Genomic DNA, 25,355 nt, shown 5'->3' with positions numbered 1-25,355 from the left:
TCGCCGGCCGCCCCACGCCCTAGCGCCGGCGCGGCGGTGGCGGCGATTACCCGCGCGCCGGCAGGGCCGGCCGCGCGGGCAGCCCCGATTACTTCGCGAGCGTGCGGTATGACACGAGGTCGTTGATCGGCCCGATTTCCGGCCCGGTCGCGCCGGGGCGCGTCGCGACCTGCACGACCTTCTCGAACATGATGATGAACGGCGAGTTCGCGAGCACGGCCTTCTGCAGCGCTTCGTAACGCTGCGCGCGCTTCGCCGGCGACGGCTCGACGAGCGCGGCCTCGGTGTCCTTCGTCAGTTGCGGAATGTCCCAGCTGTTGCGCCACGCGAGCATCTTGGTCGGCGACTGGTCGGAGTTGTCCGGATTCCACGCGAAGCCGCGCGCATTGCTGTTCGGGTCCATGTAGTCGGGCGACCATTCGCCGACGAAGATGTCGTGCTGGCGCGCGCGATACTTGCCGATCGCCTGCTTCGCATCGCCCGGAATCAGCTTCACGCGGATGCCGCCCTGCGCGAAGTTCGCCTGCAGCGCCTGCGCGATCTCGAGGTACGGATAGTCGTTCGGCATGTCCATCGTCACGTCGAAGCCGTTCGGCAAGCCGGCCTTGGCGAGCAGCGCCTTCGCCTTCGCGACGTCCTGCTTGTACGGCCGCGCGTTCGACGCACCGAGGAAGCCTTCGGGCAGGAAGGTCTGATGCACCTTGTAGGTCGTGCTGACGATGTTGCGCTGGATGCCGTCGTAGTCGACGAGCCATTTCATCGCCTGCTGCACCTCGGGTTTCGCGAGGTTCGGGTTCTTCGTGTTCAGGCTCAGGTACAGCAGCGCGGACACCGGCCATGATGTGACCTTGATCTTGCCGGCCTTCGTCAGCGCGGCGAGGCTGTCGGGGCTCAGGTTGCGCGCGGCGTCGGCGTCGCCGTTCTCCAGCAGCAGCCGTTGCGCGGATGCCTCGGGCACGTGGCGCAGCACGACGCGCTTCATCGGGTACGGGGTGCGGTATTTCTCGAAACGCTGCAGCACGATGGTCTCGTTGGGCGTCCACTTGACGAGCTGGTACGGGCCCGAGCCCGCGTCGTTGGTCCGCAGCCAGGCGCTGCCGAAATCGTTGCCTTGCTGATGCGACAGCAGCAGCTTCTTGTCGAAGACCGACGCCGGGCACGCGCTCAGCACGTTGAGCACGAAGCTCGGTGCGTACTTGCGGTCGGTTTCGAGCACGACGGTCTGCGGATCGACCACGCGCACCTTCTGCATCACGTTCGCCTTCGTGAGGCCGAGATCGGCGAGCACGCCGGCCGGCCCCTTGTCGAGCAGGATGGTGCGCTGCAACGACCACGCGACGTCGTCGGCGGTCACCGGGTTGCCGGAGTGGAACGTGAGGCCGGGGCGCAGCTTGAACGTGTAGGTCACGCCGTCGGCGCCGACCGTCCACGATTGCGCGATCTGCCCGTCGAAGCGCGTCGGGTCCTTCAGGTCGACCCGCACCAGGCGTTCGTAGGTGTTCGCGACGTATTCGGACGGCACCAGCTCGTAGATCCCGCTCGGGTCGAGGGTCGTGAATTCGCCGAGCTGCGTGGCGACGACGAAGATGCCGGGCGGCGTGGCCGCCTGCGCCGGGAGTGCCGGAACAAGCGCGACGAGCGCGGCGCTGACGAACAGGCGGGACAGCAGGTGCTTCATGCGGGCTCCGTTGAAAGGGAATCGTGGGTGCGATTCTCTCATCGACGGCTGCCCGGATGAAAATATTCGGCGTGCGCGCCGGCGGGGTGGCGCGCAGCCGCGAGCCGGGCGGGCGCCCGGCGTCGGCGGGTTCGAATCAGATCGCGCAGCGCGCGATCGCGAAGCGCATCGCTTCCTCGGCCGGCTCGTTGCCCGAGCCGCGCACGACCTTGATGACCGAACCGTTGCCCGACGGCGTCAGCGTGACGAAGTAGGAGTTCGAGCCGATGGCGATGTCGGTCACGCCGTTGTGCTGCGATTGCTCGGTGCCCGACAGGCGGCTGTCGAGGCAGTTGGCGACCGCGTAGGCCGGACGTTGCGACGACACGTAGATCATCGGCGCTGCCCCGGAGGCGGAGGCGGAGCCCGGGTCGGACGAGGGCGCGGAACCGCAGGCGGCGAGCAGGGCGGCGGGAAGGAGCAGCAGGAATCGTTTCATGATGGGTCGTCGTGGGTCTCGTATCGAGGCTGGGGCGCGGGGTAGGCGAAACGCGAAGCTTCGCGACGAAACCGCCCGGAATCGGGCCGTTTTTGACGGATGACGATGCGACAGGCGGCTGACGACGGAGTATACCCGCAGCGTTTGAAGCCGTCGGCGCGTTGAAACGATTCGATACACAACAAGCACCCGCTACCGCATCGCGGCAGCGGGCGTTTCAGGTGATGGCGAATGGGCACTTGCCGGTGTTGTCGATCTTATTGGCCGATCTGGTGGCTGACCGCATTTTCCTGCTGGTTCAGCACGTGCTTTTCGCTCTTCGTGATGTGGCTGTGATCCTGCGCAGCCATGTCCCGCTCTTCCCGGCGGATCTTGCGGTCGTCACGGTGCAGGCGCGCGGCCTCGGCGTGCGATATCTCGCCTTCCTTCACTTCGTGACGGATCCGGCGATTCTGGTTGGCGAGGCGCTGGTTGACCGCTTCGCGGCGCGGATGCGCCTGTTGCCACGGCGTATCGGCGAACGCGGTACCGGTCAGCACCGACATCAGGGTCGCGGCAATCGCGAGATGGCGGGTCAGGGCTCGCATGGTGTGTTCTCCTGTCGTTGCGCTCCGGATCGTGGGCGCTTGTCCAAAAAACGCGGAGCGGGCACCGGCTGTTGACGTTTCGGCCTGTATCGATTGCAAGTCTTTATTACGTCCGCGCGTGGCGACGCGAGCCCCGGCGTGCGCGGCGCAGGGCCCGACCGTCACGCATGCGGATCAATGCGCGCCGGCCGCCGCCGCATCGGCATCGCCGCCGCCGGAGCGCTTCGGTTTCGTGATCCAGATGAGTGGAATGATCGCGATGAAGATGATCGCCGACACATAGAAGATGTCGTTCAGCCCCATCACGGCCGCCTGCGAATCGACCGAGGTGTTGAAGAACGCGAGTGCCGAATCGGGGCCGAGGTGCAGCAGCGAACGCGTCGTGTCGACCTGCTGCGTGAAGACCGGATTGGTGACGCTCGCCTGTTCGGTGAGCCGCACGTGATGCAGGATCGTGCGGTCGTTCCATGCGTTGCTGATCAGCGACGTGCCCACCGCGCCGCAGAACGTGCGGCCGAAATTCGACAGGCCGGCGGCGGCCGGGATCTTCTCCGGCGGCAGCCCGGACAGGATGATCGACGTCAGCGGCACGAAGAACATCGCCATCGGGATGCCCTGCAGCAGCGTCGGCAGCACGAGATCCCAGCGCGACACGTCGGTGTAGAAGGTCGTGCGCATCATGAACACGACCGCGAAGCCGACGAACGCGAGCGTCGCGATGTAGCGCGGATCGGTGCGCGGCAGCAGGCGTCCCATGACCGGCGTGAGCAGGATAGCGAACACGCCGAGCGGCGCGGTGGCGAGCCCGGAATCGACCGCGCGGTAGCCGAGATAGCCCTGCATCCACTGCGGCAGCAGCACCAGCGTGCCGAAGAACATCCCGTACGCGACCGAGATCGCGATCGTGCCGCCCGCGAAATTGCGCTGCGTGAACAGCCGCAGGTCGACGATCGGGTTCGCCTCGTGAAGCTCCCACACGAGGAAGAACGCGAAGCCGATCAGCGCGACGATGCCAAGCGCGACCACGACGGGCGAGTTGAACCAGTCGAGATCCTTGCCCTTGTCGAGCATGATCTGCAGCGACGCGACCCACAGCACGAGCAGCAACAGGCCGATCGTATCGATCGGCATGCGTTTCGTGGCCGATTCGCGGTCGCGGAACACGATCCACGTGACGGCGGCCGCGAAGAAGCCGACCGGGATGTTGATGTAGAAGATCCACGACCAGTTGTAGTCGTACGTGATCCAGCCGCCGAGCGACGGCCCCGCGATCGGGCCGACGAGCGCCGTCATCGACCACAGCGCCAGCGCGCTCGACGATTTCTGCCGCGGCCACGCGCCGAGCAGCAGCGCCTGCGACAGCGGCGCAAGCGGCCCGGCGACCGCGCCCTGCAGGATCCGCGCGGCGAGCAGCGTCGGCAGGTTCGGCGCGATCCCGCACAGCCACGACGCGAACACGAACAGCAGGATCGACGTGACGAACAGGCGCACCTGGCCGAAGCGCTGCGTGAGCCAGCCGGTCAACGGAATCGACACCGCGTTCGCGGCCGCGAAGATCGTGATCACCCACGTGCCTTCGTCGACCGACACGCCGAGGTCGCCCGAGATCGTCGGAATGGCGACGTTCGCGATCGACGAGTCGAGCACGTTCATGAACATCGCAAGCGATACCGCGATCGTGCCGATCGCGAGACGGCCGCCCGATAGCGGGGCTGGAGTGGACGGAGAGGACATGGGTTTCCTGCGTAAGGGACGTAAGGGGCGGAACGGATGCGACCCGTTGCGGCGGGCACGCGCGGCCCCGCGCGCGGAGGCGACGCACGGACGGCGCGGCTGCTGAACGGAAGGAAGCACGGCGCGCGCGACGCGGCCCGGTAAAGGGGGCCGACGCGTGCGACGTGCTGCTCGATCGAATGCACGAAGCCGTGGCGGGCTTCGGGGGCGGAATGCTGCCGGTCAGGAAGGCGGGACGCGCGTGACGCGCCTGCGGGCAGCGGTCAGGCGGCTGCCGTCGCGTGTGGAATGGTTTTGCATCGCGACAGGCTAACGATGTGGCGAGCCGCCATCAACACGTGCCGGCTCATTAATCGATTTCGCTTGCTGCAACAATCGCTGGGCGAACCGTGCCGGTTACGGGGCGGTGCGCCAATCGTCGAACACTTCCGCGAGGAATTCGACGAATGCGCGCACCTTGCTGTCGAGCGTCGCGCGCCGCGGATACAGCACGTGCAGCTCAACGTCGTCGGTCCGGTGCCAGTCGGGCAGCACGACTTCGAGCTCGTTCCGCTCGAGCCGGCGGGCCGTGTAGTGGGTCGAGACCAGCGCGATGCCGCCGCCGCTCGCGGCCTGGCGCAGCACCGTCACCGATTCGTTGGTGATCAGCACCGGCCGCACCGGCACGTCGGCCACGTCGCCCGCCGCATTGGTGAGTCGCAGCGTCAGGCCGGGCGCGTCGCGGCCGACGAGCAGCAGGTCGTGCTGCGCGAGATCCTGCGGCGTGGCGGGCCGGCCGACGCGGTCGAGATAAGCGGGGCTCGCGGCGAGTTTCGCCTGCGACCAGCCGAGCGAGCGCGCGATGTAGCTGGAGTCGGTCAGCACGCCCGCGCGCAGCGCCACGTCGAAGCCGTGCTCGACCAGATCGAGCGGGTTGTTGTCGTAGATCAGCACGAGCTGGACCAGCGGATAGCGCCGCCGAAACTCGGCGAGCGCCGGCTCCAGCTCGAACAGGCCGATCGAATAGGGCACCAGCACGCGCAGCATGCCCTCCGGCGCCGTGCGCAGCGCGCGGGCCTGACGGTCGGCGTCGAGCAGGATGTCCTCGGCGCGCAGGCAGCGCTCGTAGTAGTCGCGTCCGGCTTCGGTGACGGACACACGACGCGTGGTCCGGTACAGCAGCTGGACGCCGAGATCGTCCTCGAGTTGCTTGACCTTGCGACTCACGCGGCTGAGCGGCATGTCGAGGTGCGTGGCGGCGGCGGTGAAGTTGCCGCGCTCGACCACGCGCAGGAATATCCGGATGCTTTCGAAGTCCATACAAAGTGCTTCAGTGTTCGACCTGCGCGCATCTTACCTTTGCCGGCCGAATTGCTTCGCGCGGCGGCGATTATCCTGCCCGGTGCAATAACGCATCCTGTCCGCGCTGCTTAGTGGCGGCGGCGTGCCCCCGTATGCTCGCCGCATGAAATTCGTCTTGCCCCCTCTACCGCCGCTCGCTGCCGTGCGCACCGCGCTGCGCGACGCCCGGCCCACGCTGCCGCCCGGCACCCTCGGCTTCGCGTTGCGCAACACGGCCGCGTCGCTCCTCGCGCTCTACATCGCGTTCCGGATGAATCTCGACGACCCGAAATGGGCCGCGTCGACGGTGTGGATCGTCGCGCAGGGCAGCCGCGGGATGGGCTTGTCGAAGAGCCAGTACCGGATTCTCGGCACCGCGATCGGCGCGGCCGTCGCGCTGGTGCTGACCGGCGCCTTCGCGCAGACGCCCGAGCTGTTCCTGCCGGCGCTCGCCGCGTGGATCGGCCTGTGCGCGGGCGTCGCGACCTTCCTGCGCAATTTCCGCGCGTATGCGGCGGTGCTCGCGGGCTATACGGCGGCGATCATCGCGATGGATGCCGTTTCCGCGCCGCTGCACGCATTCGACATCGCGACCGCGCGCTTCCTGTACGTGGTGGTCGGCATCCTGTGCGGCGCGGCGTTCGAGACGGTGTTCGCGCCCGGTTCACCGCTGGCCGACGTCCGCACGCGGCTCGCGCGCTATCTCGACCGCGCGGTGGCCGTCGGTGCGGGCGCGCTGCGTCGCGAGCCGAACGGCGCGGCCGTGCACCGGCTGTTCGCGGATGCGCTCGAACTCGACACGGCGGCCGAATATGCGGCGGCCGGCGCGCCGCCGATGCGCAACGCGATCGGGCATCTGCGTGCGGCGGTGCTGGGCGTGCTGTCCGCGCAGGCCGCCGGGCAGGCGCTGCACGAGCACGCGGCACGCAGCGGCGGCACGCCGGACCCGCTGGTCGCCGATGCCGCGCGGGTGCTCGACGGCGTGGCCGCGTCGGGCGAAGCGGGATCCGAGTTGACCGCGTTGCGTGCGCGCGTGGACGACGCGGTGCGTGCCGAGGCCGCGGAGCCGGCCGGCTCGGATCCGTCGCGCCTGCTCACGCTCGACCGGCTGGCAGCGCTGCTTGCCGGGTTCGACGCCGCCTTTGCGGGCAAGGCGCAGCTGGACCGGCCGAATCCGCCGGCGTCGCGCGTGCGCTATGCGTTCCACCACGATCCGGTGCTCGCATGGCACAACGGCATTCGCGCGTTCGTCGCCGTGCTGGTCGCCTCGGCGCTCTGGATCGTCACCGCGTGGCCGTCGGGCGCCGGGTTCGTCGCGATCACGGGCGTGGTCTGCGCGCTGTTCTCGACGCGCCCGAACTCGGTCGGCGCCACCGTCGGCTTCCTGAAAGGGGCGGCCTGCGCGGCGGTCGCGGGTGCCCTTTGCAATTTCGTGCTGCTGCCGGCGGTGTCGGGCTTCGAGATGCTCGCGTATATCCTCGGCGTGTTCATGATCGGCACGGGCATCGCGATGCGCAATCCGCGCACGGCCGGCATCGGCAGCGGCTTCTCGATCTTCTTCTGGAATTTCACGTCGCCGGACAATACGGCGCGCATCGGCGATGCCGCGTTTCTCAATTCGGCGCTCGCCACGCTGCTCGGCATCGCGTTCGGGGCGCTGGTGTTCGCGCTCGTGTTTCCCGGCGATCCCGGCACGAGCCGACGGCGCCTGCATCGCGCGGTGCGCGACGATCTGGTGCGCATCGCACGCAATCCACGCGCGTGGCGGGCGAGCGCGTGGCTGAGCCGCACGGCCGACCGTCTCGGGCGCGAACTCGGTTTCGCGGGCCGTTTGTCGCCCACGCTCATCGAGCGCGACCTGCGCGATCTGCTCGCGGCCTGGACGATCGGCGACAGCCTGCTGGCGCTGGCGGAATTGGCGGCACGCGAGCCGGCGGCGCGCCGTGCGGTCGCGGTCGTGCGGGGGCGGGTCGGGCAGGCGGATTTCGCGCGGCTTGCGCGCACCAGCAACGCGGCAGCGCGCGTGCTGCTGCGGCGCGTGACCGAAGTCGACAGCGACGACGGCCGCGCACTGCTGCGCGGTGCGGTGCTGCTGAGAACGATCGCGGAGACGGCAGCCGCGCACGATGGCTTCCTGCGAGGCCGCCGGGATTGACGGAGCGCTCGACGCGCGGCGCGGCTGTCGTGGCCGGCGTGCTTCGCCGGCCAGTGCACCGATCGGGCCGATTCGGCCCGCCCCGAAGAGCCGGAATTTTCCAACTAGGACTGGGACGGAAATTGGGCCAGCCTCAAAATCGTGCCAATTCAGTACACGGTTGGCGAAGGCGGGGGGCGGGAAAAATGCCACGTATTCCCCTAATGCGAAGCGCCATGAAACCACGGATGATCCAATCACGTGGTCAGACGGATAACACTCGCGTCTTTTTTCGCCGGCGAGGGGTTTGATGCAATAGGCGGCAGCGGGGGCATGTCATGGATTCTCTGGAAAAAGGGGTTGCGGTGAGTCCCATTGGGCAGAGGGCTCACACCGTTGAACATGTCGGGTCCGACAACCAGAAACAGACGTACTACGCGGCGACGTCCATGTGGTTGAAGCTGGAGCAGCTTCAGATCGTGCAACAGCTCGTCGAGCCGCTGGACATGGGCAAGCAGCCGACACTTTCCACCTCGCTACACGGCGTGGCGAGTATCGAGGGGCAGGAGTTGTCGATCTTGGGCGACACGCAAGGTTCGACGCGCACGCTTCAGGTGACTTTTGAGGCGCGCGACGTCACCACGGCCGACCGGCTGGGTCTGCGTGCGTTGGAAGACGAGCTGGGTACCTCGTTGTCCGACGTCGCGCTCGGCAGTGCCCGGCTAGGCTTCAATCGTGCCGACGACGAAGTCGACGAGCCCGATCAATGGTGGCTCGCCTGCCATATTCCCGACGCCTGCCTGCAGGTGCTCGCGAAGGCAAGCTCGGATGGCCAGCTTGGCGCGGTAGAGTTGGGATTGACCATGCGGCATTTGTATTTGGCCGAACGCCCGACCGCTGCCGTCGTACGGCAGTCTCGACTTTTTCTCAAACCCAACGACAGCGACGACACGATCGAGTGGCCGACTATTGCCACGGGCTATGTCACCGGCCTTCGGATCGACTTTGCGACAACATCATTACGTGGCACCGAGCAGGGCGTAGACCAGAAAGACAATGGTGCGACGAAACTCGTCGCGGATTCCATGGTCACGCTGGGCCTCAAGCTTGCCAACCTCAATGTAACGGTGAAATGGCTCGGCGCCCTCATCGTCGTATTGCTCTTCCTCGAATTTCTCGAGCGGCTCTGATCCAGTGACCGAAGGCACACCGACACCTTGCAGGCATGGAGAGGGAAAGGTGCCTCCGTCAATTCGGCGGCGTGGGCTTTAGCGCAGCTTTTTCTCTGTAGTCTTGTCAGGCCTGACGCAGGTACTGCTGCATCATTGAGGTGACGGGTGCAGGTGCTGCGGTGGGTTGCATGCTCATGCTCATGTGACCAGGAAAAGTTGCTTTGGCTACCCGAGTTCACCAGTGGCCTGCACGGGATCGGTTGAAGTTCGCCATCCGGCCAGTTGTCGGCGATGGTGCCCGGCAGCTATCGGCCGAGACTGTGTAAAAACGCATGCGGAACACCTTGAACGAGAAAACGCCTCCTTCAGTTCACGCGGCCTCGACCCAAATCTGTTCCGCAGGATGGTGCTCTTGAATTACGGCAATTGCGCGCGCCATTTCGTGGGCGTCTCCCGCGCGAGCATGGCCCGTAAAATTCGTGATGCGTGCTCCTGTAGAGCGAAGCACCGCAATTTCTTCTTCAGTTAGGATGCCCGCGTCCACCCATAATTGGTGGTCAGTGTTATCGCGCCATAAACTCTCGAATGCGGCAACCCCGATCTTCGAGCATGCAAAAAACACCATCTCCGTCTCCATTGTTTCGCGACTAACCAAGTGTTGAGCGCATATATTGTCCCGAACCCAGATCCATCACCTAGACTGAAGCATCCTGTTAGCATGAAAGGCGGATATGAATGGTCGTTTGAAGGGCGTGGAAAGAACTGACGAAGGAAATCTACAAGTCTGCGTTAGGCAGGCTTTGCCGTTTCCGTCCCCCGAAGCGCTACGCACTAAGTAAGACTCCGTTGGGATGGATACTTTTCCCATCCTGCGTCTCTTATGTTGAGCAGCCCAGCGATAGAAGCGCGAATTTCAGTCACCCGCGATTCCTGCTGGTCGCGGGCAGACGCGAGTGATAGTTGCTGTAGGCGCATGTACGTTGTTTGCACCTCGATCGTTTCCCAGGAATTTTCGCTTCCGAGTTCCAACGTTATGCCTTGGATCGTCCAACGAGACCGGATCCACGTTACCGCATGGATGTCCACCCGTTCTTTTTGTAGCAGTCTCCCGATAATCCGTCTCTCGATTTGCATCGATCGTGGGTCGCCTGTGAATACGCAGACTTCTTTCGACAAGAGGTAGAGCAAACTCATCGTTCCACACAATCCGACGGCGGCAATGGTTCCCGCGGCATCAATAAGATGGCCTTTTCGGAGCGCCATGGTCACCATGATTCCCCCGGACAACATCACAATCAAAAAGAACGTTCCGCCTGATGTGCGCGGAACCGATAGCATTTTTCTCTTGTTGTTGGTCTCGCTCATGGTGCTCGCCCCCTTGGCGTGATGCGCCTCGTTTAGCGTCTTACCACGGCGATATTAATACTCCACCACCAGTGCCTTTATCAACTCTTTCAGGGCAGGCGGGGCGATTCGCACTGAGATCACAGGGTCGTGGCAAACGCTCCCGACCGGAAGTGCCGGGTACGCTTCGGCGTCGATAATTGCCGATTCCGAGAAGGTTGGCGTTGGTTGCGGCGTAGGTTTATGCGCTGACCCTTGTCAAACAAGGCGCAGGTAGTGCTGCATCATCAGCGTGCGCTACGCAGGGTGGGGCAGCCGATGCGGAAGCCGTCACGGGCGCCACTGTCGAGTTGAGTCGGCCGGATCAACTGAGCCGATAGGCCTTGCCCGGCGTCACCTCCGCCGGCAGCGGCTCGCGGTTCAGTTCGAGCAACGTGCGCTCGATCTGCCGCGTCATCGCATCGAGTGCGAGATGGTTCGGCCCGTCGCCGAACGGCTCGGCGATCGCATGCGCGATCGCGTCGAGCGCGATCAGCGTATAGGCGACGAATACGCTGACGAACGGCGTCGCCGCGCCGATCGAATCGACGAGACCGAACGGCAGCAGCACGCAGTACGCGTAGATGGTCCGGTGCAGCAGCACGTCGTATGAAAACGGGATCGGCGTGGACGCAATCCGTTCGCAGCCGCTCACCATCGCGACGAGATCGTCGAGGCGCGCGTCGAGCATCCACAGTCGCGTGTCGGAGAGATGGCCCGCATCGGCGCGTGCGGCGAACGCTTCGCGCAGTGCGTGCACGATGACGACCGGGCGAAAGCGCGCAGCGGCAACGCGCGCGTAAGCGGCGCCGTCGAGCAGCCCGAGCAGGTCCGCGGCCGGATCGGTGTCGCGCAGTTGATGCTTGAGCGCATAGACGAACGCGACGACCGTCCGCACGAACGCGCGCCGCGATGCGTCGTCACGGTCGATCGCACCGTAGCAGAGCGCCTGCGACACCAGCGTGCGCGTGGCGGTCAGCACGCCGCCCCACAGTTGCCGGCCCTCGCGGTAGCGTTCGTAGCTCGCGTTGTTGCGGAACCCCGCGAAGATCGCGAGCGTGAGGCCGATCAGCGTGAATGGCGTCGGGTTCAGCGGCACCTTCTCGCCGAGCACGCGGCCGCCGCCCCAGACCGCGACGAGGCTGATCGCGAGCGTCAGCACGAGCTGCGGCAGGATGGTCGGCAGCACCGAGCCGTTCCAGACGAGCAGCATCCGCAGCCAGTGCTCGCGCGGACGAACGATCATCGCCGCGCTCCGTCAGGCGGCGATCGAGGCCGGCGCGGCCGCGCGATGCAGCAGCACGGGAATCGACTTCGACGTCGGTGTGTTGCACACGTCGCCGACGCTGTCGAGCGGCACGAGCGGGTTCGTTTCCGGGTAGTACGCGCCGATGCAGCCGCGCGGGATGTCGTACTCGACGAGCAGGAAGCCGTCCGCGCGCCGCTCGATGCCGTCGTGCCACACGGTTTCCATGTCGACCCAGTCGCCGGCCGCAAGGCCCAACATCGCGAGGTCGTCACGATTGGCGAACACCACGCGGCGCTGGCCGAACACGCCGCGATAGCGGTCGTCGAGCCCGTAGACGGTGGTGTTGTACTGGTCGTGCGAGCGCGTCGTCATCAGCGTCATCAGGCGCTCGCCGTGCAGCGCGCGGGCACGCTGGATCGGCGTGTCGGCCGGCAGCGCGTGCGCGATGAAGTTCGCCTTGCCGGTCGGCGTGAGCCATTCGCGGTCGCGCGACGCGACGCGCAGGTGGAAGCCGCCCGGCCGCGCGATGCGCGTGTTGTAGTCGTAGAAGCCGTCGAGCGTCGCCTCGATCGCGTCGCGAATCTTCGCGTAGTCGTCCTTGTAGGCAAGCCAGTCGATCTTGCCGCTGCCGAACAGCGCATGGCCGATGTGCGCGACGATCGCGGGCTCCGACATCAGGTTCGGCGACGCCGGCTTGTTCATCCCGTACGACACGTGGACCATGCTCATCGAATCCTCGACCGTCACGCCTTGCGCGACGTTGTCCTGCAGGTCGATCTCGGTGCGGCCGAGCGTCGGCAGGATCAGCGCGTCGCGGCCGTGGATCAGGTGGCTGCGGTTCAGCTTCGTCGTGATGTGCACGGAGAGGTCGCAGCGGCGCATGCCTTCCCACGTGCGCGGCGTGTCGGGCGTCGCCATCGCGAAGTTGCCGCCGAGGCCGATCAACACCTTCACGTGGCCCTCGAGCATCCCTTCGATCGTCTCGACGACATCGAGGCCGTGATGGCGCGGCGGTTCGAAGTCGAACACCTGGCCGAGCCGGTCGAGGAATGCCTGCGACGGCTTTTCCTCGATGCCGACCGTGCGGTTGCCCTGCACGTTCGAGTGGCCGCGCACCGGGCACAGGCCCGCGCCCGGGCGGCCGATGTTGCCGCGCATCAGCATCAGGTTCGTCAGCATCTGCACGGTCGCGACCGAATGCTTGTGCTGCGTGATGCCCATCCCCCACGTCGCGATTACGCGCTCGCTGCGCGCATAGAGCTGCGCGAGGCTGTCGATCTGCTCGTACGGCACGCCGCTCTCGGCCGTCAGCGCCGACCAGCTTTCGTTGCGCAGGTCGTCGGCGAATGCGTCGAAGCCGGCCGTGTGCTCGCCGATGAACGCGGTGTCGAGCACGCGCGGCGCACCGGCGGCGCGCGCGGCGTCGTCGAGTTCGAGCACGCGCTTCGCCATCCCCTTGATCAGCGCGAAATCGCCGCCGATCGTCGGCTGGATGAACGTCGATGCGATCCTGGTGCCCGACATCGTCAGCATCTCGATCGGGCTTTGCGGATCGGCGAAGCGTTCGAGGCCGCGCTCCTTCAGCGGGTTGATCGACACGATCGTCGCGCCGCGCTTCGCGCACTCGCGCAGCTCGCCCATCATCCGCGGGTGGTTGGTGGCCGGGTTCTGGCCGAAGATCAGCAGCGTGTCCGCATGTTCGAAATCGTCGAGCGTGACCGTGCCCTTGCCGACGCCGACCGACGCCGGCAGCCCGCGGCTCGTCGCCTCGTGGCACATGTTCGAGCAGTCCGGGAAGTTGTTCGTGCCGTACAGGCGCACGAGCAGCTGGTACAGGAACGCCGCTTCGTTGCTCGCGCGGCCGGACGTGTAGAACGCGGCCTGGTTCGGGTCGGGCAATGCCCGCAGGTGGCGCGCGATCAGCTCGAACGCGTCGTCCCACGCAATCGGCACGTAGCGGTCGGTTTGCGCGTCGTACACCATCGGGTCGGTGAGCCGGCCGTGCTGCTCGAGTTCGAAATCCGACTGTTCAAGCAGCTCGGTGACCGTATGCGCGGCGAAGAATTCGGGCGTCACGCGCTTGCTCGTCGCTTCCGCGGCCACGGCCTTCACGCCGTTTTCGCAGAATTCGAACGTCGAGGCGTGCTGGCGATCGGGCCATGCGCAGCCCGGGCAGTCGAAGCCGTCCGGCTGGTTCTGGCGCAGCAGCGTCCGGTAGTTGCCGCCCGCGACCTTTTCCTTGATCAGGTTGATCGTGACGGCTTTGAGCGCGCCCCAGCCGGCGGCCGGGTGGGTGTACGGTTCGATGCGCGCGGTGGCGGATTTCTTTTTCATGATGCAGCGGGTGTCGGGGTCGATGGGTGCAGAGTACGCGCGGCCCCCATCCGGCTGTGTGTACACCTGTTCACTCCAAAAAAGAGTACAGTTTCGGCCATTCAGACAGTGCGGATCGCAACTGTATTGTTGAAGGGAAGTTGAAAGGGAGGCGCGTGAAGCGTTACGAACAACTGGCCGACGATCTCCAGGCGCAGATCGAGCGTGGCGTGTACCGGCCCGGCGAGCGGATTCCGTCGGTGCGGCAGGCGAGCCGGCAGCAGCAGCTCAGCGTCACGACCGTGCTGCGCGCGTACCTCGTGCTGGAAAGCCGCGGCCTGATCGAGAGCCGGCCGCAATCGGGCTATTTCGTCCGTGCGCGCGCGTCGGCGCCGGCCGAGGCCGAGCTGCACATGTCGGCGCCGGCCGCCGAGCCGTCGGCCGTGGACGTGAGCCGGCTCGTGCTGTCGACGCTGCGCTCGATCTCGCGCGACGATGCGGTGCCGCTCGGTTCGCCGTATCCCGATGCGTCGCAGTTTCCGGTGCAGCGTCTTGCGCGCTATGCACAGACGATCGGCCGCCGCCGCACGCGCTGGGGCGTGATCGACGATCTGCCGCCCGGCAACCAGGAGCTGATCCGCCAGATCGTGCGGCGCTACGCGGAGCGCGGGATCGTGGTCGAACCCGGCGAGATCGTGGTGACGATCGGCGCGACCGAGGCGATCAACCTGTGCCTGCAGGCCGTCGCGAAGCCGGGCGACACGATCGCCGTGGAGTCGCCGACGTTCTACGCGATGCTGCACGCGATCGAGCGGATGGGCATGCGCGCGCTGGAAGTCGCGACGCACCCGGTCGACGGCATCGATCTCGACGCGCTCGAACGGGTCCTGGAACGCGAGCGCATCGCCGCGTGCATGGTGATGCCGAACTTCCAGAATCCGCTCGGTTTCCAGATGCCCGACTCGCGCAAGCGCGCGCTCGTCGAACTGCTGGCGAAGCACCGCGTGCCGGCGATCGAAAGCGACGTCTATCACGAGCTGCACTTCGGCGACACGACGCCGAGCGCGCTGAAGTCGTTCGACCGCGACGGGCTCGTGCTGCATTGCGCGTCGTTCACGAAGAGCCTGTCGCCGCGCTACCGGATCGGCTGGGCGATGCCGGGCCGCTACCGCGATCAGGTCGAGAAGCTGAAATTCCTGAACACGCTGGCCACGCCCGCGATCGAGCAGCTCGCGATTGCCGAGTACCTGAAATACGACGGCTACGATTTCCACCTGCGGCGCATGCGCAAGCAGTACGCGCAGCAGGCGAGCCTGATGAGCGCGATGGTGCGGCGTTTCTTCCCGGAAGGCACGCGGCTGTCACAGCCGCAGGGCGGGTACGTGCTGTGGGTCGAGCTGCCGCGGCAGGTCGATGCGATGAAGCTGTATGCGGCCGCGCTCGCGCAAGGGATCACGGTCGGCCCCGGGCACATGTTCTCGGCGAGCACCGATTACCGGCATTTCATCCGGCTCAACTACAGCTATCCGTGGTCGCGGCAGATCGAGGATGCGCTGAAGGTACTCGGGCGGCTCGCGTCGGAGTGCGCGGCGCGCTGAGTACCGGGGGCCGCGCGGCAAGCGGTGGCCGACGATCGGCCGCCACCGCATGCATCACCCCGCGTGCGGCGCCTGCAGCCCGGCTTGCGCGGCGCTGACCATCTGCCGCATGTCGAAGCCCGACGGGTGCTGGTACACGCGCAGCCCGAACTCCGGCAGCACCGCGATCAGGTGATCGAACAGGTCGGACTGGATGGCCTCGTAGTCGACCCACGTCGTCGTGTCGGTGAAGCAGTACAGTTCGAGCGGAATGCCTTCGGCCGTGAGCGGCAGTTGCCGCGCCATGCAGGTCATGTCGCGGCGGATGCGCGGATGGCCCTTCAGGTAGTTCGCGACATACGCGCGGAACGTGCCGAGGTTCGTCAGCTGGCGGCGGTTCGCCGGGCAGTCGCCGGCCGCGCCGAGCGTGCCGTTCCATTGCTCGATCGCGTCGACCTTGTCCTCGAGATAGTCCTTCAGCAGCGTCAGGCGTTCGAGCCGTTCGATCTCGTCGTGGGAGAGAAAGCGCACGCTCGTCGCGTCGACGAACAGCGCGCGCTTGATGCGGCGCCCACCCGCTTCGGTCATCCCGCGCCAGTTCTGGTAGCTCTCGGTGATCAGCTTCCACGTCGGTACGGTGATGATCGTGTGATCGAAGTTCGCGACCTTGACGGTGTTCAGCGTGATGTCGATCACGGTGCCGTCCGCGCCGGCCGACGGCATCGTGATCCAGTCGCCGATCCGCAGCATGTCGTTCGACGACAGCTGCACGCCCGCGACGAGGCCGAGCAGCGTGTCCTTGAAGATCAGCATCAGCACCGCGGACATCGCGCCGATGCCCGACAGCAGCAGGCCGATCTGCTTGCCGGTCGCGTCGCCGATCACGACCAGCGCGGCCGTGATGAACATCACGAGCTTGACGAGCTGCATCGCGCCTTTCAGCGACAGGTGCGGCTGGCCGCGCTGATCGCGCTGGTACGTGCGATGCGTGTGTTCGAGCGCCGACAGCGTCGCGCTGACGGTCATCGTCACGAGGAACACGATCAGCGCGAACAGCACCTTGTCGGCGACCTCCGCGGCCGTCTCGGGGATGCCGGGCACAGCGCCGAGCCCGAACTTGATCACGACGAACGGGACGATGCGGTTCAGCCACTTGAATGCGCCGAACTCGAACAGCGCGTCGTCGACGCGCGTGGCGGACAGCCGGGCGAGCCGCGCGACCACGCGGAACAGCAGGAAATGGACGACGGCGGTGATCGCACCGGCGGCGGCAAGCAGGATGAGGGTGCCGACGAGCGGCGCAAACCAGGATTCGTTCAGGGTCATAGGGGCAAACAGGGGCCTTCTCGTGCGTTGAATCGGCGCCGCGGCGCGGCGCGCGCCCGGTGAAGGGCACATGAAAGGGACCGTGATTGTGCCATCGGGTTCCGGGTGCGTTACCGCGAGTGCATGGTGCGCGGCTCCCGAACCTCCTCACCATTGCATAGGCTTCCTCTGTAATCGGGTGAGGGCGGGTGGTGAAAGCGCATCACCGCGAGCCGCCGCGCGCGCGTGGCCGGATGCGTTGCGCACTGGCCGGGGATCGGCTGCGGCCCGCTCCAGCGGGCCTTCGCGCTTCGATGCGCGTGAACGGCGATCCATGCAATCATGCGGGCGTCGCCCGTGCCGGCGCGTGTGACGCTCGCCTTCGCGTGCGGCTCATCGCCGACGGTGAGCGACACGTGCCACCTTTGCGCACTTGCCATGTGATGGCTACCCGGGGCACGATGCACGAACGACTTCGCGAACCCCGCCACTCCGTATTCACGCATTCCACGCATGCAAGATTCCAACGAAAGCCGCCCGCCAGGCGTGCGGCTGCTGAAAGGCATCCTCCCGATCCGCCGTGGCGGGGCCATCCGCGACGTGTTCGCGGGCATGTCGCTCGCGTCGATGGATATCCCGCAGGTGCTCGGCTATGCGCGCATCGCCGGCATGCCGGCCGTCACGGGCCTCTACACGGTGTTCCTGCCGCTCGTCGCGTTCGCGTGCTTCGGCGCGTCGCGGCATCTGGTGGTGGCCGCCGATTCCGCGACCGCGACGATCTTCGCGAGCCGGCTGTCGTCGATGGCGCCGGCCGGCAGCGCCGAGTATGCGGCGCTGGCCGGCATGGTCGCGCTGCTGACCGCCGCGATGCTGCTGCTCGCACGCCTCTTCAAACTCGGCTTTCTCGCCGATTTCCTGTCGCGCACGGTGCTGGTCGGCTTTCTCGCCGGCGTCGGCGTGCAGGTGTCGATCGCGATGCTCGGCGACATGCTCGGGTTGGCCGTGCCGTACCCGGCGTCGCGCAGCCTGGCACAGCTCGACTACGTCGTCACGCATCTCGTCCACACGAACCGGCCGACGTTCGCGCTCGCGGTGCTCGTCGTCGTCGCGATTCTCGCGTGCAAGCGGTTCCTGCCGCGCGTGCCGATGCCGATGATCGTGGTCGTGGGCAGCATCGCCGCGAGCTACGCGTTCGGGTTCGCCGCGCGCGGCATCGCGGTGCTCGGGCCGGTCGCCGGCGGGCTGCCGCCGTTGCGCTGGCCGTCCGTCACGTGGCAGCAGTGCCTCGATCTCGTGCCGGTCGCGGCTTCCTGCTTCGTGATGATCATCGCGCAGAGTGCGGCCGCCGCACGCGTATTCGCGCAGCAGTACGACGAGGAGGTCGACACCAACGCCGACATCCTCGGCCTCGCGGCCGCGAATGCGGCGGCGGCTGTGGGCGGCGCGTTCGTCGTCAACGGCAGCCCGACGCAGACGGCGATGGCCGACGGCGCGGGCGTGCGCAGCCAGATCGGGCACCTCGCATTCGCGGCCGTGGTGGCGGTGGTCCTGCTGTTCTTCAGCACCTATCTGCAGTACCTGCCGCATGCGGTGCTGGCCGGCATCGTGTTCACGATCGCGCTCGGGCTGATCAACGTGCGCAGTCTCGCCGCGATCCGCAAGGAAAGCCCCGGCGAGTTCACGCTCGCGCTGGTGACGGCGCTCGCCGTCGTGACGGTCGGCGTCGAGCACGGCATCCTGCTGGCCGTCGCGCTGTCGCTGATGCGACACGTGCGCCACAGCTACCAGCCGCACACGATGGTGCTCGAACCGGTCGACGGCAACGGGCGGTGGCAGCCGGTGCCCACGCGGCCAGGCGCGATGACGGCGCCCGGGCTGATCGTCTACCGGTTCGGCTCCGACCTGTTCTTCGCGAACGATCATCTGTTCACCGCCGAAGTGACCGAGCTCGTCGAGGCGGCGCCGGCGCCGACGCGCTGGTTCGTCGTCGATGCGGGCGCGATCACCGATATCGACTACTCGGCCGCGCGGACGCTGACCGATCTCATCAAGATGCTGCAGGCCCGCGGGGTCGGCGTGCTGTTCGGGCGCGTCAACCGTTACCTGCGCGCGGACATGGATCGTCACCGGATCACGGAGATCGTCGGCGCGTCGTGCATCTTCCCGACACTGCACCAGGCACTGGAGGCTGCAGGCACGACGCCGGCGCCGCAGGAACCGGGCACCGTGTAGCGGGAGCGGGCGCTAGGCCGCCGCCCGCACGCGCGCGAAGCCGTTGCGCAGATGGCGGGCGAGTTCCGTCGCGGCCGGCGTGCGCTGGCCGCGCGGCAGATGCAGGTTGATCGCGAAGTTCGGCAGCGCGGGCAGGCCGCTGTCGGCCGGCAGGATGTCGAGGTCGGCCGGTACGGTCGACGCGAGCCAGGCCGTCACCGCGAGGTCGGAGCGCACGGTCGCGGCTGTCGCATCGATGCTGCCGTTCTCGAACACGGTGCGCCACGCGCGATCGCAGCCGCGCAGCGCGTCGAGCACCGTCGGGCGGAACGCGCAGGTCTGCGCGACCATCGACACGGGCAGCGGCGTGTTCCGGTACGCGGTGCCGCCTTTCGCGCCGACCCAGACCAGGCGGTCGATGGCGATGCACTCGCCGCGTGACGGCCCGACCGGCGCCTCGATCAGCGCGACGTCGAGTTCACCCTGCGTGAGTCCGCGGCGCAGCTCCGGCGACGCAGCGCACACGAGCGAGAGGGCGACCCGCGGATGCGCCTGCGCATAGCCTTTGAGAATCGGCGCGAGGCAACTGCCGACGAGATCCTGCGGCGCACCGAGGCGAACTGTGCCCTCGACCGCGCCGGCCGTCAGGTCGGTCAGCAGCGCATCGTGCACGGCGAGCAGCCGGCGCGCCTGCCCGAGCAGCCGCTCGCCGTCCGCCGTGAGCAGCAGGTTGCGATGCTCGCGGACGAACAGCGGGCCGGACAGCGTTTCGAGCCGTGCGACCTGCTGGCTGATCGCGCCTTGCGTCAGGTGCAGCGCTCGGCTGGCCGCCGTCATGCTGCGATGCTCGGCGACCGTGACGAAGGCGCGCAGCAGCGCGATGTCGAGATTGCGTACCATGCGACGCATTATGAGCGCTAATGGCAGGCATAAAAAGATTTCGCTGTCGTAATGGGAAGGTCGCGGGTAAAACGAGGCTTCGACGACGACAACCGGGAGCTTCCGTGCCGTTCCGCGACTACCTGCCGTTGATGCTGTTCGTGATCGTATCCACCGTGACGCCGGGCGGCGCGACGACGCTCGCGACTGCCTCGGGCGCGCATTTCGGTTATCGGCGTTCGCTGCCGCTGATGGCGGGCATCGCGGCCGGCCTGACGTCGATGGCGGCCGCTGCCGCCGCCGGGCTCGGTGGCGTGCTGCTGGCGTGGCCCGCGTTGCAGCTCGCGATGAAGGCGGTCGGGTCGGTGTACCTCGTGTGGCTGGCCGTCCGTATCGGGCGTGGCGGCAAGCCGCGGCTTGATGCCGCGGTGCACCGGCCGCAGGGGTTCGTCAGCGGTGTCTGGATGCTCTGGCACAACCCGAAAGGCTGGGCGATGACGCTCGGCGCGGCCGCGTCGTTCGCCGCGCTTGCATCCGGCCCGGCGAGGCTCGGCGTGTTGCTCGGGCTGGCGTTCGGCGTGGCCGCGATGGTGTCGCTGTCGCTCTGGTGTTTCGCCGGGCTGCTGTTCGCGCGCGTGCTGCGTACGGAGCGGCAGTGGCGCTGGCTGAATGCCGGGCTCGGCGCGCTGCTGGTGGCGTCGATCGTGCCGATGTGGCTGCCGTAGCCACGCCGCGCGCGGGGCGCGGCGTGACGTAGCGCGGTGCGGCGCCCGCGGTCAGCGCGAACCGGCGCGCGCGACGCCGGCAGGTTTGCCGCCTGCACCGGCCGACCACAACGGCAGCCGCAGCGTCGTGACGAAGCTTGCCGCGTGCAGCACGCAAAGCAGGCCGAACGCCCACGCATACGCGTTTGCCTGCGTGCCGCCGCTCGCCACCGATTCGGCCTGCAGCCGCCACGCGAGGAACAGCGAGCAGATCGTCGTGAACGTCGGGCCGCCGAGACGCTGCACGATATTGAGCGAGGTCGTCGCCATCGGCAGGTTGCGGCGCTCGACCGATGCATACGCGGCGGAAATCGACGGCGCGCCGATCGCGCTCTGGCCCATGCCGCGCAGGAACAGCGCGGGCACGAGCAGGATCGGATCGTAGCCGGTCAGCGCGAGAAACACGAACGGCAGCGTCGCGAACAGCGCGAGCAGGGCGCCTGCGGCGGCCAGCCGGCGCACGCCGAACCGGCTCGTGAGCGTGCCCATCGACGGGTAGGTAACCAGCATGCCGAGCCCCATCGGCGCGAGCAGCCAGCCCATTTCGCCGGGCGTGCGGCCGCACGCCTGGATCAGGAACACCGGGATCAGCATCTGGCCCGCGAACAGCGCGCCGTTCGACAGGAACTGCGTGGACGCGGCCGCGCCGAACACCTTCCGGCGAAACAGCGCCAGGTCGATCAGCGCGTGGTCGCCCTTGCGCGTTTCGACCCGCAGGAACGCCGCGAGCAACAGCGCGGCCGCGACGATCGCCGCGATGCCGAGCGCTTCGTTGATCCGCTCGATCCCGTACAGGAACAGCACGAGCCCCGGCGACAGCAGCGCGAGGCCAACCCAGTCGAGTTCGCGCGGCTGCGTGTCGTCGCGGTCGCCGGGCAGGAACCGCGCGGCCAGCGCGAGCGCCAGCACGCCGACGGGCAGGTTCACGAGAAACAGCCAGCGCCACGACGTGTGCTGCAGGATCGCGCCGGCAACGACCGGGCCGAGGATCGGCGCGAGCAGCACCGGCACGGCCGCGTAGCCGATCACGCGCGCCATCTGCTGGCCGGCGACGCGCGCGATCATCATCTGCGCCATCGGCGCGAGCAGCCCGCCGCTCACGCCTTGCAGCACGCGGAACGCGATCAGCGACGGCGCGGACCACGCGAGCCCGCACAGCGCCGACGTGAGCGTGAACGCCGAGAAGCACCACAGATAGAGCGCCTTCGCGCCGATCCGGTCGACGAGCCAGCCGTTCAGCGGCAGCACCAGCGTGAGCGCGAGCAGGTAGCCGCTCGTCACCCACTGGATCGTCGCGAGGTTCGCGTGCAGGTCGGTCGCGAGACTCGACAGCGACACGTTGACGATCGTCGCGTCGAGTTGCGACAGCAACGAGCCCAGCACCGCGACCGCGCTGACCTTCCAGATCGACGGATCGAGCCGGCCGGCCGCGGGGGCCCGCGCCGGCCGATTGCGTGGATCGCTCACGCGCCGCGCCGGTCGAGCAGCGCGACGATGTCCTGCGTCGTGCCCGTCTCGCCGAGGCGCGGGAACAGACGCTCGATGCTGTTCACGTGCGCGTCGGCGTTGAGGTCGGTCATCGCGTCAATGGCGAGCGTGACGTTGTAGCCGAGTTCATGCGCCTGCCGTGCGGTCGATTCGACGCCGATGCTCGTCGCGACGCCGGTCAGCACGATCTGCGTGACGCCGGCGGCCTTCAGGTGCGCGTCGAGGTCGGTGCCGGTGAAGGCGCCCCAGGTCTTTTTCGTCACGAGGTGGTCGCCCGGCTGCCGGTCCAGTTCGGGCACGAGCTCTGCCCAGTCGGCCGGGAGCTGTGCCGTGCGCGGCGGTTGCTCGGTGCGACCCGGTGCGCCGCCCGCGACGTTGACCAGCACGACCGGCAGGCCGCGGCTGCGGAATGCGTCGAGCAGCGTGCGGGTGTGCGCGATCACCGGTTCGACCGGGTGCGCGGTGGGGAGGGCGACGATGCCTTTCTGCAGGTCGATGACGACGAGTGCCGTGTTCGTGTCGAGACGGGTTGCGCTCATGATGGGACTCCGTGAAAGGGACGAAGGAAGCCGTGCGCGCGAATGCCGCCGGGCGCGCCGGCCGGATTCATTGCTCGCCGATGCGGCGGATCAGCGGGATCGCGGCGGCGAGCGTGGCGATGTCTTCGGGATCGAGCTGCGCGATCGCGGCGCCGAGCCACTGGTGTTTCGCGGCGTTGCGTTTGAGCCGTGCGTCGAGGCCGGCCGCGGTCAGTCGGAACAGGATCTGCCGACCGTCGGTCGGATGCGGTTCGCGTTCGACGAGACCGTCTTCCTCGAGGCTCGCAAGCGTTGCCTTCATCGACTGCGGCTTCATCGCTTCGGCGCGCGCGAGGTCGGCGGTCGTCATCGGCCCGTGTCGCTGGAGCCGCGCGAGCGCACTCGTCTGCGACATGCCGAGCCCGCCGGATTCGATTTCGGAGCGGAGCCGGCGGATCAACTGGCCGACCGCGAGGGTCAGATCGGCGGCGACGATATCGGCGGAAACGCCGGATTTGCGTGGCGGGTTCATGCGGCGGATCATAGGACACGACAGTTAAACTTGCAAGTTTAACTGTTAAATTGATCGCCGGATCGCGGTGTGGCCGGGTGGGTGGTTACGCGCCGGGGAGCGGGACCGGTACGACTTCGCTGTATCGCGGGGTCGCGTTCTCGTGCAGCAGGTCACCGAGGTATTGCGCGAGTTCGTCGGCGGCAAGCGCGGCCGGAATGTGCAGGTCTGCCGGGCGCCGCTTGCCTTCGGCGCCGAGCGCGAACACGATCCAGCGGTCGTCCTTGCGGACGACGGCGAGTAGCCGGCCAAATGCGTTGAAGCGGTATTCGTCCTGCATGGCATCGCTCCGTGAGGATGGACGCGCCGGCCGCCCGTGCGCGCTTACTGGATCGAGCAGGACAGCCAGCGGTGGATCTTGATGGCATCGCTCGAGACGCCCGCGCGTGTCGGCGCACCGAGCAGCACGACCGTTTCGCGGCGGCCCTTCACGCGCATGCGCATCACGACGCCGTGCCCCGACTCGTTGATGAAGCCGGTCTTCTGCAGCCGGATCGGCAGGCGGCGATAGCGGACGAGCGGGTCGGAATTCACGTACAGCAGCTCGCCGTCGCCCGGGCGCACGGTGGTGGACGTATCCGTCGAGAAATAGCGGATCAGCGGATCCTGTGCCGCTGCACCGACGAGCTTCGCGAGATCCTCGGCCGTCGACACGTTGTGCGGCGACAGGCCGGTGGGCTCGCGGAAGTGCGTATGGCGCATGCCGAGGCGGCGCGCTTCGCGGTTCATCGCCTTGACGAACGCGGCGCGTCCGCCCGGATAGTCGCGGCTCAGCGCGGCGGCCGCACGGTTTTCCGACGACATCAGCGCGATATGGAACATCTCGCGGCGCGACAGTTCCGAGCCGACCTGCAGGCGCGACCCGGTGAACTTGATCGTGTCGCGGTCGTGCGCGGTGACGCGCAGCACGCCGTTCAGCGGGCGATCCGCGTCGCGCGCGACGACGGCCGTCATCAGCTTCGAGATCGACGCGATCGGCCGCACCGTGCGTGCGTTGCGGGCCAGCAGCGGCGTGCCCGAGTCGACGTTGAGCACGTAGGCGGCGCGTGAGTGGAGCGAGTTGACTGCGCGCGGGGTGTAGCCGCAGCTCGCCATCAGGCGCGGCCTGGCGGCCGCCGGGCGCGGGCGCACGGCGGTCGTGCGCTTGGCGCGACGCTGCTGCGGCGCCGGTGCCGCGTGACGCTTGACCGCCTGGTGCTTCACACGCGGGCGGCGGTGCTTGACGGCCTTCTGCTTACGCTGCGCGGGCTTTTTCTTGACGGCTTTCTTGACGACCTTTTTTGCATGCGGCTGCCCATGCGCGACGCGCTGCGGCGCGTGACGTTGTGCGGACGACGCGTTCGTCGAGAAGGCGAACATCAGCATTGACAGGGCGACGAGCAGGATGGTCCGGGCGAGAGGCAGGCGCGCGATGAGGCCGGTCAAGCGAAAGTCTCCTTTTCACGCGTGGCGAGGCTGCGTGAAATGCGTGGTGGTCGGCGGGATGCGGAAAATTATACGGTCGATCGCGGGGCGATGACGATTGAAGGCGGGAAAAGATGCGCGATTCGGTGAAATCGGGAGACGCTGATCGGTGATTCGAGGAGGGCGCAGTGGCCTGCGCGCTTGAGGTCGCTCGATATATGACGCGATACGCGGCGCGATCGTGGATCGATAGCGCCGATGCTCAACGCGGCCAGTTACGCCGCGACACCACCGCGAAGCTGATCGCGATCGAGCCGGTCACGGGGCGCGGCGGCGCGTCGTTCGTTGCGGTCATCGCATCCACCGCATCGCCGAAACGAAAGCGGCGGCCGCGGCCGTCGGCGCGTACGGCACTACGTTTCGGCGCGCGCGGATCGGCCGTTGCGGCGCGCTCATCGAGGGCGGTCGGTGCACACGACGTGTCGTCGGGCGGACATTCACAGACGAGATCTACAGACATGGCGGTCGATTCCTGAAAGGGCATGTCCGTATTGAACGTCATCGCATTCGATCGGTAAAATGAATGTTTC

General features: G+C 67.4%; 22 protein-coding genes. 5 read left to right on the top strand and 17 right to left on the bottom strand.

All coding sequences use genetic code 11. The features are described from left to right. Positions 1–88: 88 nt before the first annotated feature. The 5 genes from LGM89_RS01600 to LGM89_RS01580 all read right to left on the bottom strand — a co-directional run bounded on the left by LGM89_RS01600 (position 89) and on the right by LGM89_RS01580 (position 5,776). The gene (locus tag LGM89_RS01600) at positions 89–1,678 is read right to left on the bottom strand and encodes an ABC transporter substrate-binding protein (protein ID WP_089496722.1); all 1,590 of its coding nucleotides are present in this window, start codon (positions 1,676–1,678) and stop codon (positions 89–91) included. Positions 1,679–1,814: 136 nt separating this feature from the next. Continuing rightward, positions 1,815–2,156: a sugar ABC transporter ATPase gene (locus LGM89_RS01595; RefSeq protein ID WP_089496723.1), complete on the bottom strand. Its 342-nt coding sequence runs from the start codon at positions 2,154–2,156 to the stop codon at positions 1,815–1,817. A 257-nt stretch (positions 2,157–2,413) separates the two neighbouring features. Next, positions 2,414–2,743 (bottom strand): hypothetical protein, encoded by a 330-nt coding sequence (locus LGM89_RS01590; protein ID WP_226272093.1) that lies wholly within the window; start codon positions 2,741–2,743, stop codon positions 2,414–2,416. Positions 2,744–2,917: 174 nt separating this feature from the next. Beyond that, positions 2,918–4,477, bottom strand: a complete 1,560-nt coding sequence (locus tag LGM89_RS01585) for a DHA2 family efflux MFS transporter permease subunit (protein ID WP_226272092.1) — start codon at positions 4,475–4,477, stop codon at positions 2,918–2,920. A gap of 396 nt (positions 4,478–4,873) precedes the next feature. Continuing rightward, positions 4,874–5,776 carry a LysR family transcriptional regulator gene (locus LGM89_RS01580; RefSeq protein WP_226202910.1) on the bottom strand — a complete coding sequence of 301 codons (903 nt, stop codon included), beginning with the start codon at positions 5,774–5,776 and terminating at the stop codon, positions 4,874–4,876. Between the two features lie 145 nt (positions 5,777–5,921). Here LGM89_RS01580 and LGM89_RS01575 point away from each other — a divergent pair, with 145 nt between their 5' ends. Next, positions 5,922–7,952 (top strand): FUSC family protein, encoded by a 2,031-nt coding sequence (locus LGM89_RS01575; protein ID WP_226272091.1) that lies wholly within the window; start codon positions 5,922–5,924, stop codon positions 7,950–7,952. A gap of 317 nt (positions 7,953–8,269) precedes the next feature. Further along, positions 8,270–9,121: a hypothetical protein gene (locus LGM89_RS01570; RefSeq protein WP_144023097.1), complete on the top strand. Its 852-nt coding sequence runs from the start codon at positions 8,270–8,272 to the stop codon at positions 9,119–9,121. Positions 9,122–9,473: 352 nt separating this feature from the next. Here LGM89_RS01570 and LGM89_RS01565 read toward each other — a convergent pair whose 3' ends face one another. The 4 genes from LGM89_RS01565 to LGM89_RS01550 form a co-directional block, all read right to left on the bottom strand. Beyond that, complete coding sequence (locus tag LGM89_RS01565) at positions 9,474–9,728, bottom strand: hypothetical protein (RefSeq protein WP_226272090.1); 255 nt, start codon at positions 9,726–9,728, stop codon at positions 9,474–9,476. A 206-nt stretch (positions 9,729–9,934) separates the two neighbouring features. After that, complete coding sequence (locus LGM89_RS01560) at positions 9,935–10,468, bottom strand: hypothetical protein (RefSeq protein ID WP_226272089.1); 534 nt, start codon at positions 10,466–10,468, stop codon at positions 9,935–9,937. A 343-nt stretch (positions 10,469–10,811) separates the two neighbouring features. Beyond that, entirely contained in the window at positions 10,812–11,732 is a 921-nt protein-coding gene (locus LGM89_RS01555; RefSeq protein WP_226272088.1) for a bestrophin family protein, read from the bottom strand. Positions 11,733–11,744: 12 nt separating this feature from the next. Then, the gene (locus tag LGM89_RS01550) at positions 11,745–14,069 is read right to left on the bottom strand and encodes an FdhF/YdeP family oxidoreductase (RefSeq protein ID WP_226272087.1); all 2,325 of its coding nucleotides are present in this window, start codon (positions 14,067–14,069) and stop codon (positions 11,745–11,747) included. Positions 14,070–14,224: 155 nt separating this feature from the next. Here LGM89_RS01550 and LGM89_RS01545 point away from each other — a divergent pair, with 155 nt between their 5' ends. Continuing rightward, the gene (locus LGM89_RS01545; protein ID WP_226202919.1) at positions 14,225–15,646 is read left to right on the top strand and encodes a PLP-dependent aminotransferase family protein; all 1,422 of its coding nucleotides are present in this window, start codon (positions 14,225–14,227) and stop codon (positions 15,644–15,646) included. Positions 15,647–15,700: 54 nt separating this feature from the next. Here the strand turns inward: LGM89_RS01545 and LGM89_RS01540 are convergent, their stop codons facing one another. After that, on the bottom strand, positions 15,701–16,951 hold the full coding sequence (locus LGM89_RS01540; protein ID WP_175237610.1) for a mechanosensitive ion channel family protein: 1,251 nt from the start codon (positions 16,949–16,951) through the stop codon (positions 15,701–15,703). Positions 16,952–17,443: 492 nt separating this feature from the next. Between LGM89_RS01540 and LGM89_RS01535 the strand changes: the two genes are divergently transcribed. Further along, positions 17,444–19,162: a SulP family inorganic anion transporter gene (locus LGM89_RS01535; RefSeq protein ID WP_226272086.1), complete on the top strand. Its 1,719-nt coding sequence runs from the start codon at positions 17,444–17,446 to the stop codon at positions 19,160–19,162. 12 nt (positions 19,163–19,174) lie between these two features. On the opposite strand, the gene LGM89_RS01530 is transcribed toward LGM89_RS01535, so the two are convergent. After that, positions 19,175–20,050: a LysR substrate-binding domain-containing protein gene (locus LGM89_RS01530; RefSeq protein ID WP_226272085.1), complete on the bottom strand. Its 876-nt coding sequence runs from the start codon at positions 20,048–20,050 to the stop codon at positions 19,175–19,177. Between the two features lie 95 nt (positions 20,051–20,145). Here LGM89_RS01530 and LGM89_RS01525 point away from each other — a divergent pair, with 95 nt between their 5' ends. Then, complete coding sequence (locus LGM89_RS01525) at positions 20,146–20,745, top strand: LysE family translocator (protein ID WP_226272084.1); 600 nt, start codon at positions 20,146–20,148, stop codon at positions 20,743–20,745. A gap of 51 nt (positions 20,746–20,796) precedes the next feature. Here LGM89_RS01525 and LGM89_RS01520 read toward each other — a convergent pair whose 3' ends face one another. The 6 genes from LGM89_RS01520 to LGM89_RS01495 all read right to left on the bottom strand — a co-directional run bounded on the left by LGM89_RS01520 (position 20,797) and on the right by LGM89_RS01495 (position 25,327). Further along, positions 20,797–22,251: a DHA2 family efflux MFS transporter permease subunit gene (locus LGM89_RS01520; protein WP_226272083.1), complete on the bottom strand. Its 1,455-nt coding sequence runs from the start codon at positions 22,249–22,251 to the stop codon at positions 20,797–20,799. Then, on the bottom strand, positions 22,248–22,811 hold the full coding sequence (locus LGM89_RS01515; protein WP_089496734.1) for an isochorismatase family protein: 564 nt from the start codon (positions 22,809–22,811) through the stop codon (positions 22,248–22,250). Before LGM89_RS01515 ends, LGM89_RS01520 begins: the two co-directional genes overlap by 4 nt. Positions 22,812–22,878: 67 nt before the next feature. Continuing rightward, entirely contained in the window at positions 22,879–23,334 is a 456-nt protein-coding gene (locus tag LGM89_RS01510; RefSeq protein ID WP_089496735.1) for a MarR family winged helix-turn-helix transcriptional regulator, read from the bottom strand. A gap of 73 nt (positions 23,335–23,407) precedes the next feature. Further along, positions 23,408–23,641: a hypothetical protein gene (locus LGM89_RS01505; protein WP_089496736.1), complete on the bottom strand. Its 234-nt coding sequence runs from the start codon at positions 23,639–23,641 to the stop codon at positions 23,408–23,410. 44 nt (positions 23,642–23,685) lie between these two features. Then, on the bottom strand, positions 23,686–24,786 hold the full coding sequence (locus tag LGM89_RS01500) for a serine hydrolase (protein ID WP_226272082.1): 1,101 nt from the start codon (positions 24,784–24,786) through the stop codon (positions 23,686–23,688). Between the two features lie 241 nt (positions 24,787–25,027). Continuing rightward, entirely contained in the window at positions 25,028–25,327 is a 300-nt protein-coding gene (locus LGM89_RS01495; protein WP_226202927.1) for a hypothetical protein, read from the bottom strand. Between the last annotated feature and the right edge of the window lie 28 nt (positions 25,328–25,355).

The organism is Burkholderia sp. AU31624 (genome assembly GCF_020420065.1).
Classification (GTDB): domain Bacteria; phylum Pseudomonadota; class Gammaproteobacteria; order Burkholderiales; family Burkholderiaceae; genus Burkholderia.
The sequence above is the reverse complement of the archived record's forward strand: the minus strand, read 5'-3'. Positions and strand labels throughout refer to the sequence as shown.

Bases quoted from the DNA above. Each gene is read 5' to 3' on its own strand.
- LGM89_RS01600 (WP_089496722.1), bottom strand. From the start codon at position 1,678: ATGAAGCACCTGCTGTCCCGCCTGTTCGTCAGCGCCGCGCTCGTCGCG.
- LGM89_RS01595 (WP_089496723.1), bottom strand. From the start codon at position 2,156: ATGAAACGATTCCTGCTGCTCCTTCCCGCCGCCCTGCTCGCCGCCTGC.
- LGM89_RS01590 (WP_226272093.1), bottom strand. From the start codon at position 2,743: ATGCGAGCCCTGACCCGCCATCTCGCGATTGCCGCGACCCTGATGTCG.
- LGM89_RS01585 (WP_226272092.1), bottom strand. From the start codon at position 4,477: ATGTCCTCTCCGTCCACTCCAGCCCCGCTATCGGGCGGCCGTCTCGCG.
- LGM89_RS01580 (WP_226202910.1), bottom strand. From the start codon at position 5,776: ATGGACTTCGAAAGCATCCGGATATTCCTGCGCGTGGTCGAGCGCGGC.
- LGM89_RS01575 (WP_226272091.1), top strand. From the start codon at position 5,922: ATGAAATTCGTCTTGCCCCCTCTACCGCCGCTCGCTGCCGTGCGCACC.
- LGM89_RS01570 (WP_144023097.1), top strand. From the start codon at position 8,270: ATGGATTCTCTGGAAAAAGGGGTTGCGGTGAGTCCCATTGGGCAGAGG.
- LGM89_RS01565 (WP_226272090.1), bottom strand. From the start codon at position 9,728: ATGGTGTTTTTTGCATGCTCGAAGATCGGGGTTGCCGCATTCGAGAGT.
- LGM89_RS01560 (WP_226272089.1), bottom strand. From the start codon at position 10,468: ATGAGCGAGACCAACAACAAGAGAAAAATGCTATCGGTTCCGCGCACA.
- LGM89_RS01555 (WP_226272088.1), bottom strand. From the start codon at position 11,732: ATGATCGTTCGTCCGCGCGAGCACTGGCTGCGGATGCTGCTCGTCTGG.
- LGM89_RS01550 (WP_226272087.1), bottom strand. From the start codon at position 14,069: ATGAAAAAGAAATCCGCCACCGCGCGCATCGAACCGTACACCCACCCG.
- LGM89_RS01540 (WP_175237610.1), bottom strand. From the start codon at position 16,951: ATGACCCTGAACGAATCCTGGTTTGCGCCGCTCGTCGGCACCCTCATC.
- LGM89_RS01535 (WP_226272086.1), top strand. From the start codon at position 17,444: ATGCAAGATTCCAACGAAAGCCGCCCGCCAGGCGTGCGGCTGCTGAAA.
- LGM89_RS01530 (WP_226272085.1), bottom strand. From the start codon at position 20,050: ATGCGTCGCATGGTACGCAATCTCGACATCGCGCTGCTGCGCGCCTTC.
- LGM89_RS01515 (WP_089496734.1), bottom strand. From the start codon at position 22,811: ATGAGCGCAACCCGTCTCGACACGAACACGGCACTCGTCGTCATCGAC.
- LGM89_RS01510 (WP_089496735.1), bottom strand. From the start codon at position 23,334: ATGATCCGCCGCATGAACCCGCCACGCAAATCCGGCGTTTCCGCCGAT.
- LGM89_RS01505 (WP_089496736.1), bottom strand. From the start codon at position 23,641: ATGCAGGACGAATACCGCTTCAACGCATTTGGCCGGCTACTCGCCGTC.
- LGM89_RS01495 (WP_226202927.1), bottom strand. From the start codon at position 25,327: ATGACGTTCAATACGGACATGCCCTTTCAGGAATCGACCGCCATGTCT.